This is a genomic window from Neobacillus fumarioli NBRC 102428 (assembly GCF_001591485.1).
In the GTDB taxonomy this organism is placed as follows: domain Bacteria; phylum Bacillota; class Bacilli; order Bacillales; family Cytobacillaceae; genus Neobacillus; species Neobacillus fumarioli.
Window position 1 is genome coordinate 1 of sequence record NZ_BCUZ01000108.1, and the last position, 9,063, is coordinate 9,063.

Annotated in this window: 7 protein-coding genes, 1 tRNA gene, 1 pseudogene, 1 riboswitch and 1 other annotated feature; of the genes and pseudogenes, 4 read left to right on the plus strand and 5 right to left on the minus strand. The window is 38.6% G+C overall.

What is annotated here, in order from left to right:
- Nucleotides 1-108: 108 nt before the first annotated feature.
- A tRNA-Arg gene (locus tag BFU02S_RS12790) sits at nucleotides 109-182 on the plus strand.
- A gap of 368 nt (nucleotides 183-550) precedes the next feature.
- Entirely contained in the window at nucleotides 551-1,108 is a 558-nt protein-coding gene (locus tag BFU02S_RS12795; RefSeq protein WP_066371303.1) for a YdhK family protein, read from the plus strand.
- Nucleotides 1,109-1,253: 145 nt separating this feature from the next.
- Here the strand turns inward: BFU02S_RS12795 and BFU02S_RS12800 are convergent, their stop codons facing one another.
- Together BFU02S_RS12800 and BFU02S_RS12805 are read right to left on the minus strand one after the other, a co-directional pair.
- Nucleotides 1,254-1,928: a response regulator transcription factor gene (locus BFU02S_RS12800; RefSeq protein ID WP_066371305.1), complete on the minus strand. Its 675-nt coding sequence runs from the start codon at nucleotides 1,926-1,928 to the stop codon at nucleotides 1,254-1,256.
- A complete protein-coding gene (locus BFU02S_RS12805) occupies nucleotides 1,906-3,297 on the minus strand; it encodes a sensor histidine kinase (protein ID WP_066371307.1) in 1,392 nt (463 codons plus the stop codon). The genes BFU02S_RS12800 and BFU02S_RS12805 overlap by 23 nt, the downstream gene beginning before the upstream one ends.
- A gap of 143 nt (nucleotides 3,298-3,440) precedes the next feature.
- On the opposite strand from BFU02S_RS12805, the gene BFU02S_RS12810 reads away from it, so the two are divergent.
- Entirely contained in the window at nucleotides 3,441-4,472 is a 1,032-nt protein-coding gene (locus tag BFU02S_RS12810) for a S66 family peptidase (protein ID WP_066371312.1), read from the plus strand.
- A 122-nt stretch (nucleotides 4,473-4,594) separates the two neighbouring features.
- Here the strand turns inward: BFU02S_RS12810 and BFU02S_RS12815 are convergent, their stop codons facing one another.
- Both BFU02S_RS12815 and BFU02S_RS16815 read right to left on the minus strand, forming a co-directional pair.
- Nucleotides 4,595-4,984, minus strand: a complete 390-nt coding sequence (locus BFU02S_RS12815; RefSeq protein WP_066371313.1) for a DUF3888 domain-containing protein — start codon at nucleotides 4,982-4,984, stop codon at nucleotides 4,595-4,597.
- 85 nt (nucleotides 4,985-5,069) lie between these two features.
- Nucleotides 5,070-5,240 carry a hypothetical protein gene (locus tag BFU02S_RS16815; RefSeq protein WP_157075932.1) on the minus strand — a complete coding sequence of 57 codons (171 nt, stop codon included), beginning with the start codon at nucleotides 5,238-5,240 and terminating at the stop codon, nucleotides 5,070-5,072.
- A gap of 146 nt (nucleotides 5,241-5,386) precedes the next feature.
- Nucleotides 5,387-5,658: a binding site (T-box leader), on the plus strand.
- 54 nt (nucleotides 5,659-5,712) lie between these two features.
- On the opposite strand from BFU02S_RS16815, the gene metG reads away from it, so the two are divergent.
- Nucleotides 5,713-7,347: a methionine--tRNA ligase gene (metG, locus tag BFU02S_RS12820; RefSeq protein ID WP_066371314.1), complete on the plus strand. Its 1,635-nt coding sequence runs from the start codon at nucleotides 5,713-5,715 to the stop codon at nucleotides 7,345-7,347.
- A 42-nt stretch (nucleotides 7,348-7,389) separates the two neighbouring features.
- On the opposite strand, the pseudogene BFU02S_RS12825 reads toward metG, so the two are convergent.
- Nucleotides 7,390-8,772 (minus strand): annotated as a pseudogene (locus BFU02S_RS12825) (L-cystine transporter).
- Between the two features lie 149 nt (nucleotides 8,773-8,921).
- Nucleotides 8,922-8,983: riboswitch (Fluoride riboswitch) on the plus strand.
- Nucleotides 8,984-9,063: the final 80 nt, after the last annotated feature.

Consider the following 9,063-nt stretch of genomic DNA (forward strand, 5'->3'; position numbering starts at 1 on the left):
CCATTTTATTTTATGGAGAATTATCAAGTGGCTGGTAGACACCCTACGGGGATGTCGGATCATTGGAGTGAGGTTCAAATCGCCTTCTTCGCCATATATTTAGATAATGCGCCTTTAGCTCAGCTGGATAGAGCATGCGCCTTCTAAGCGTACGGTCAGAGGTTCGAATCCTCTAAGGCGCGTAACAAAAGAGAGATAAAGCCCGTCAAATGAACCTTCTACGACGCAAAATGAAACAGTCAGTATAATGGCCAAATGCCGAGACTGATTAAAATTCATTTAACGTTATAGGAGGTTTTTTCATGGAGCCATTCCTTACTATCATCTCGAATACTTCTTCATGATTGGGAAGTTATATTAAATATAAAAAAACGATCTAAGTTCAGTCGTTTTACTTTCATACTAGAAGTTTTTCACTTGTATAATTGAAGATCAAACTGCATTTCTTTTTATTTCATATTTTTTGTGTTATTCAGGCTTCTTATTTGCATACTTTCTGCACATTTTTATTGTAAACTCCTTTTTGTAATAAATTGAAGGAGGACAAAAAATGGCAAACAAAAAGTTTCTCACAGGAATTATTATGCTAGTATGCATGGTGGTGTTGTCTGCATGCGGCAGCAGCAGTACTCAACATAGTTCTGATAAAAAGAACAATATGAATATGGACGGTATGGAAATGTCTGGTTCAAATGAAGTACCTAAAGGCTTAAAGACAGCTGAAAATCCAACTTTTAAAGTAGGAAGTAAAGCAGTGATTAAAGCGGATCATATGGAAGGGATGAATGGTGCTAAAGGAACCATTGTGGGAGCATATGATACGATTGCCTATACCGTTACTTATACCCCGACTACTGGCGGGCCAGAAGTGAAAAATCATAAATGGGTTATCCAAGAAGAAATTAAAAATGCTGGTACACAAGCCCTAAAGCCCGGAACAAAAGTTATTCTGGAAGCTGATCATATGAAAGGTATGATGGGAGCCAAAGGGACAATTGATTCAGCGGAACATACAACCGTTTATATGGTTGATTACACTCCTGTAAATGGGGGAGCACCAGTAAAAAATCATGAATGGGTAACTGATAGTGAACTTTCAACTAAATAAAGCGGGAAAAGGGGATTGCGGTACAATCCCCTTTTTTAAAAGTAAGTATAAATTTTGACTTCGAGAATTGTCCAGCGCCAGCGCCTAGCCAACTTAAATGTAAGTGAATTAGTGAGTTACACTTTATCGGTGATCCAAACTAGATTCATGAACTCCATTTGTATCCTACGCCCCAAACGGTTTTCAAATGTTGATCAATAGGAAACCCAGTCTTGCGAAATTTGTCTCTAATGTTTCGAATATGTGAATCAATCGTCCGGTCATCGGTTTCTACACTAAAACTCCATAAGATGGAGAGTAAATGATCTCTGGTAAAAACTTTATTAGGATTCTTCAAAAATAAACTTAATAAGGAGAATTCCTTCGGCGTCATAGGGATTTGCTGTTTTTGGTATTTGGCTTCTAAAGCTTCTTCATCTAATTGAATTCCCTTAAATTCCAAAGGCATACTCGGGTCATTCCTTGTCCTCCTTAGTACAGCATCCATTCTTGCCAATAATTCTTCTTCATTAAAAGGCTTGGATATGTAATCATCTGCTCCCTTCTTTAAACCTTTGACTACTTCTTCTTTGGCACTTCGAGCAGTCAGCATAATAATAGGCAAATCTGAAAATTCCCTGATCTTTTCACAAATTGCCCATCCATCTATATCGGGCATCATAATATCTAGAAGAACAATATCTATCTTTACATTTTCTAAAACAGTTAAGGCATCCAATCCTGATGTTTTTTTAATACATGCGTACCCGTGAGGAGTGAGATATAAAGCCAAAAGGTCGAGCATTCGTTGTTCGTCATCAATTAATAACACGGTTTTCATTTGAATCACCCTTCAAAATAATGGTAAAGCATGTGCCTTGTCCAAATTCACTCTCAACGAAAATTTGTCCGTCGTGCGCTTCTACTATTTCTTTTACAATAGCAAGCCCAATTCCAAATCCTCCAGTAGCTCTTGAACGGGATTTATCTACCCGGTATAATCGGTTAAATAGAAAAGGCAAATCTTCTTTCGGTATGCCGATTCCCTCATCCCGAATGGACAAATATACATTCCCTTCTTTTTTAAAAGCATCTATATAGGTGGAGCTATGTTCTTTGGAATATTTTAAAGCATTAACAAGAAGATTCATTACAACTTGTTCAAATCGTACAGGATCCAAGTCAAGATAAATACTGTCCTTACACTTTAAATTCAACTTTACTCCTTTGTTGACAAAGGCAGGTAAGATTTTATCATAAATGGATTCTAAAAAGGTGTAGAGATGTATTCTTTCCTTATTAATTGTAAACTCATTTTGATCCAGCTTTGCCAGTTCAAATAATTCTTCTAGCAGCGTTTTGAGGCGTTCTCCTTCTTCTTTAATAATTTTTAAATAATGGGTTCTTTCTGTTTCATCAAGATCAGACCGGCTGGCAATATCCGCATAACCCTTCACATACGTTAATGGAGTGCGAAGCTCATGAGAAATACTTGCTAAGAATTCGTTTCTTTCTCTTTTTAAGTAATTCAAATCATTGGCCAACGTTTGAATGGATGTTGAAAGCTCGCCTAATTCATCCTTTGACCGTACAGGGAGTTTGACTGAAAAATCACCTGTACTTAACTTTTTCGTTGCCTCTATCATGGAGATTAGCGGCTTTGTTAAAGCCTTAGATAAAAAGTAAACTGTAAATAACATAAAAACTAAAATTAATGCAGAGGCCAGAAGAAAATGTTGATTTAGCTCAGAGATTAATTTTTGAACATCGTTCGTTTTTTTGAACATATACACATAGCCTTCATGTTCGATCCCGCCGTTAAATTCAGTTACAGTTGAAATATACTTTTCATTTCTCCAATCGGGTTGAAGAACCAGCCCTTTACGGGGGATGTGCTTAATCGGTATTTTTAAAGTATGTTTGATGCTTTTATCAAGCGGACCGGACGCAAGGATGATCTTTCCTTTTAAATCCGTAATGACCACTTCAGTATCGGTATTTGTTTCCATCAGACCGATATGATGAAGGGTGGAAGGGTCTGAAGAGATTTCTAATACATCACGATGATTGTTTCCCCTTGCTTGAAGGGATCGTAATTCTTGGCTAACACGGGATTGTATGACGTGGCTGTGCAGGTATAGCATTGAAATCATTTCCACTAAGAAAGTACATATAAAGAACCATAAACCTAACTTTAAAGAAATTTTCATTTTGACCATCCATCTAGTTAATAATTCTAGTTTACTATTAATTTTTGCATAAACTGTGCAGACTGTGAATAAATAGCAGGAAATTTTGTTGTTGATGTAGAAAATAAAGAGGTTATTAATTAGTAATAAGGATGGGAACTAGTATGTTAGTAAAACCAAAGAAATTGCAGCCGGGCGATCGTGTTGCAACAGTAAGTCCCTCATGGGGAGGAGCGGGAAATCCGGGACTTAGATGGAGATATGAACAAGGAGTTAAGAGATTAGAAGAAATTTTCGGACTGCAAGTGATCCCAATGCCGAATAGTTTAAAAGGGGGAGACTATCTTTATCAATATCCTCAAGCTCGTGCTGAAGATTTGATGACGGCATTCAGCGACAAAAGTATTAAAGGAATTATTGCTAATATTGGAGGGGAAGAGAGTATTCGCTTGCTTCCTTATATTGATTTTGATGTTATATATAGAAATCCGAAAATTTTTATGGGTTACTCTGATGTGACGATTTCTCATTTATTTTGCCATAAAGCAGGAATTTCTTCTTTCTACGGTCCGGCTATTTTAACCGACTTTGCCGAAAACGTTGAAATGGACCCATATACGATTAACATGGTGAATCGGACACTCTTTTCTAATGAGATTATTGGCGAAATTCAACCGGCAAAAGAATGGACGAGTGAGCGTTTAGAATGGATTGAAGCTAATAAGAACAAACGGCGGACAATGCAAAAGAATACCGGATATGAATTGCTACAAGGTTCAGGCATCGTCCAAGGACGATTGATTGGCGGGTGTATGGAAGTACTCGAGTTTGCAAAAGGAACAGAAATTTGGCCCGAGGAAAAGTATTGGGAAAATAGCATTCTTTTCTTTGAAACGTCCGAAGATCAGCCAGAACCAACTTATATCAGGTATTGGTTAAGGAATTATGCCGCACAAGGGATTCTGCAGAAAGCAAAGGGGATTATTTTTGGGAAACCAAAAGATGAGAAGTACTATGAAGAATATAAACATGAAATACTGAAGGTTATGAAGGAATATGCTTTAGAAGAATTGCCGATTCTTTATAATCTTAATTTTGGTCATACAGAACCAAAGTTTATTTTGCCTTATGGTGCAATGGCCGAAATAGATTGCACAAAGGTGACATTCTCTATTTTGGAAAGCGGAGTGGAATAAATAATTGAAAGTCGCGATCATAAAGGGAAAGTTCTGATTAGAGTATGCTGGGGATCCCTAAAATAATACGGGCTACCCGTTAGCCGAAACATTGACTTATTGGATCGCCGTACATACTGTCATTATTCATTTCCCGATCTCAGGATATGTTTCCGTTTTTTAGGTGGTTTGTCTGTCTTCAAGTGTTCAAACTTTAATAATTTTGCATGCCCAGGAATGATTCGAAAGGTCAGCCGGTCTTTGCCAAGAGAAACATGAGGACCTACATTAGTGCGTTTGACACTGATGACATCGACTGAGTATGGATACACGCTCGGGTAATCAGTGATCAATCTTGAATAGTACTTATAGATCGGCTTCTGAATCTCCGGTAAAAGCAGGGAAACGAACATGTTATGGTACAGTTCTTCACGTGACTTTTCAGGCGGCTTCGAAATTGCAGCGAAACTAGCCGAATGGTTTGAGAAGAAGATCATGAACGCTAATAAGGCAGCTGAAATTACCTTTTTCATATGTATTATCCTTCCCTTGGGCAAATTATAAGGCGAAATAAAAAGGTGTACAGCGTTCAATGTTGGAAAAACAACTCAGAGTGACTTAATCACGCATGGCTCCTGCCTCCTGAGAGGTCATTGCACCTTGCCCTTCATTTATATCTTTTTGAATTTCCTGTTTTACTTTTTGTGCATCTGTTCCGGCAAATTCCGGTTTCATAATAGAACGCAAATTCCCTTTTGCTGTTGATTCTGTTGCATAGTAGTAGTTCACCTCAACTTTTTATTTAACAACCTTATTATTTACAAAAAAACTCGGTATATCCCGGGAGATTAAGTCCTTTTAATTTAGTAACCCGGTAGAGATATTGCTGTATTGATTTTGGAAAAATAATTGAATAAACTATTGGTAATTATCAAACAAAGGCAATGAAGAGAAAAAGTAAAATGATGTTGTTTTTCGACAGAGAGCTTCGGTAGCTGAAAAGAAGCAAAAACAGTCATTTGAACAATGGCCTCTGAGCTCCGTTCTGAATGTACCTTTGGTATGAGTAGGATACGGCGAGTTTTGGCACTCGTTATCAATGTCACAGTATAAGAGCATACAGCTTAATGTACTTGTCGAGGCAAATGGTGTGAATCATTTGTAAATTAAGGTGGTACCGCGTGGAAATTCAAACCTCGCCCTTAACGATTGAAGTTAAGGCGGGGTTTTTTGTTTTCAATATGAAAAGGAGGTTTTATTGATGAGTATTTTTATTGGCGGAGCATGGGCATATGCGAACGGCTCATTACATCTTGGGCATATTTCAAGTTTGTTGCCGGGAGATATTCTGGCAAGATATTACCGCTTAAAAGGGGAAAAAGTTTTATATGTTTCCGGAAGTGACTGTAATGGAACCCCCATTACCATCCGGGCAAAACAAGAAGGAGTCAGCCCGAAAGAAATTGCCGATCGGTACCATAAAGAATTTGAAGACTGTTTTTCAAGATTAGGATTCTCATACGATATCTATACAAGAACCGATACAGCCCATCATGAAAAAATAGTTCAAGAAATATTTATGGATTTACTTCAAAAAGGACTGATTTATAAAAAAGACATAGAGCAGACGTATTGTGAATATGATCAGCAATTTTTACCTGACCGCTATGTGGAGGGGATTTGTCCGCATTGCGGGGCAGTGGCTCGCGGAGATCAGTGTGATGCATGTTCAAGTGTGTTAGAGCCGCTTGAATTGCTGGAGAGGAAATGCAAAATTTGCGGGAATTCTCCTACAACAAGAAAAACAGAGCATTTTTATTTCTCACTAAGTTCGTTCCAACGTCTTTTAGAAGACTATACACAAGCAGCTGAAACGAATACACTCTGGCGAGAAAATGCGATTTCCTTAACGAAACGTTACTTAAAGGAAGGATTGCAGGATCGGGCGGTTTCAAGGGATTTGCCAATTGGTGTAAGTGTTCCGGTTAAGGGGTATGAAGATAAGAAAATCTATGTTTGGATTGAGGCAGTTTCAGGATACTACACGGCAAGCAAGCTCTGGGCGAAGGAAACGAAGCAGGATGATGCAACGTTCTGGAATACTTTGGTCAAATCCTACTATGTTCATGGGAAAGATAATATCCCATTCCACTCGATCATATGGGCAGCTATTCTTGCTGGCCTAGGAAAAGAACCATTGCCAACCCATATTGTTTCAAACGAATATTTAACCTTAGAAAAGAAAAAATTGTCCACCAGCAAAAATTGGGCCGTTTGGGTTCCAGATATTTTAGAGAGATATGATCCCGACTCAATCCGATATTTCTTAACGATTAACGCACCGGAGAATCGGGATGCTGATTTTTCTTGGAAAGAATTCATTTATAGCCATAATAGTGAGTTATTAGGGGCATATGGGAATTTTGTCAATCGGACATTAAAATTTATTGAAAAATCCTTTGCTGGTGTGATTCCTGAAAAGGCGATTACTTCGAATATTCAAGACAGAGTGAATCAATTATATGATGTTACAGGGGATTGCATTGAAACGGCTTCCTTCAAACAAGGTCTAGAAAAAGTATTTGAACTTGTCAGATTCTCGAATAAATATTTCGATGAAAGGCAGCCTTGGAGGCAGATTAAGGAGGATCCGGAGGCTTGCAAACAAACTTTGGCAGATTGTGTATACCTGATTGCAAATCTGCCTCATATCCTTTCTCCATTTCTTCCTTTTTCAAGCAGAAAAGTGAAAGACATGCTAAACATAACAGAAACGGAGTGGCGAGCGTTTTTGGTAACATCACAGCATGTGTCAAATATAGAGCCGCTGTTTGAGCGAATAGACTCAGTAAGAATCGAAGAGGAACTCGACAGGCTAAACCAACAGTTAGTATAAAGACCTGATCCAACTAGTCAGATCAGGTCCTGTCATTATTTTTTAGGCTTCTATCGCTTTAGGCTGCTGGTAAACTTCTTTTTCCAGTTCGCCTGTTATTCTGCTGGTTAAGAGTCCGGCTGTCATGCTGCCGCTGACATTTAGTGCTGTACGTCCCATGTCAATAAGAGGTTCAACCGATATCAGCAGTCCAACAATCGCAATTGGAAGATTTAAGACAGATAATACGATCAGAGCGGCAAAAGTAGCTCCGCCGCCTACACAGGCAACGCCGAACGAACTGATGGCTACAACCAATATAAGTGTAATAATATAGGACGGACTTGCCGGATTGAACCCTGCAGAAGGAGCAACCATGATTGCCAGCATTGCTGGATAAATCCCTGCGCAGCCGTTTTGACCGATGGAGAGGCCGAACGAAGCAGCAAAGTTGGCAATCCCTTCAGACACGCCAAAGTCTTTTGTCTGTGTTTTGATATTTAACGGAAGTGTGCCGGCACTTGTACGTGAGGTAAAGGCAAAAGTTAGGGCTGGCAATGCCTTTTTTACATATTGAACCGGGCTTAACTTCGCAAAGCTTAACAAGATAAGATGGACGATAAACATGCAAATTAATGCCACATAGGAGGCAATAACAAATTTGCCTAATTTGGCAATGGCCGCATAGTCACTAGTTGCCGTAACCTTTGTAATAAGAGCCAGGACACCATATGGCGTTAAGCGGAGGATGAGCGTAACAACCCGCATAATAATAGCGTAGAAAGTATCAATAATTTTTGCAAAGAATTCTCCGTGTTCAGGATCCTTTCGTTTAACCCCAAGATAGGCAATGCCGATAATGGCGGCAAAAATAACGACAGCTATCGTAGAAGTTGGGCGGGCCCCCGTTAAATCTTGGAATGGATTGCTTGGCAATAATTCCAAGATTTGCTGCGGAATGGTCATATTTTTTACACCGACCACTTTTTGCTGTAATTCAGCATTTCGGGCAGCTTCTGCGCCTCCTTGGCTTAAATGAATTCCTTCAAGCCCAAATCCAAGTGCTGATCCGATGCCGAGAGCTGCAGCAATAGCTGTTGTTCCAAGCAGAATGCCAATCAAGAGAAAACTGATTTATCCGATATTTTTCGTCAGTTTCAACTTGGTAAAGGCACCGACAATCGAAATGAATACAAGCGGCATAACAACCATTTGTAACAGTTTGACATAACCTGTACCCATGATATTAAACCAATCAATCGATTTAACCGTAACAGCCGACGTCGTTCCATAGATGAAATGAATTACAAAACCAAAGATTACACCTAGTCCTAATGCAGTAAAAACGCGTTTTGAAAATGATACATGCTTTTTTTGCAACATAAATAAACCTAATATAAGAATCAATAAAATGGCAATATTAATTATGATTAGAAATGTCTCCATCCCAATCCCCCCTTTAAGTAATAATATGATAAAAGTATATTACATTATTCCTACTTTTAAGGTTGGAATTATAGGATATTAGATTGGAACCCGAGATAGTTAAAATAATGATTGTCAAAATACAGAACACTTGTTAAAATGTTGTTAAAGATGACGAGGGCGATGGAGTTCGCCGTAAATGCTAACAACAGCTAATGACTCCTACCAGAAGTTCTGGTAGGGGTTTATTTATTTTATAGAATTTTATAAGTTTTGACTTCGAAAATTGTCCAGTGCAAGCGACCTAGCTCC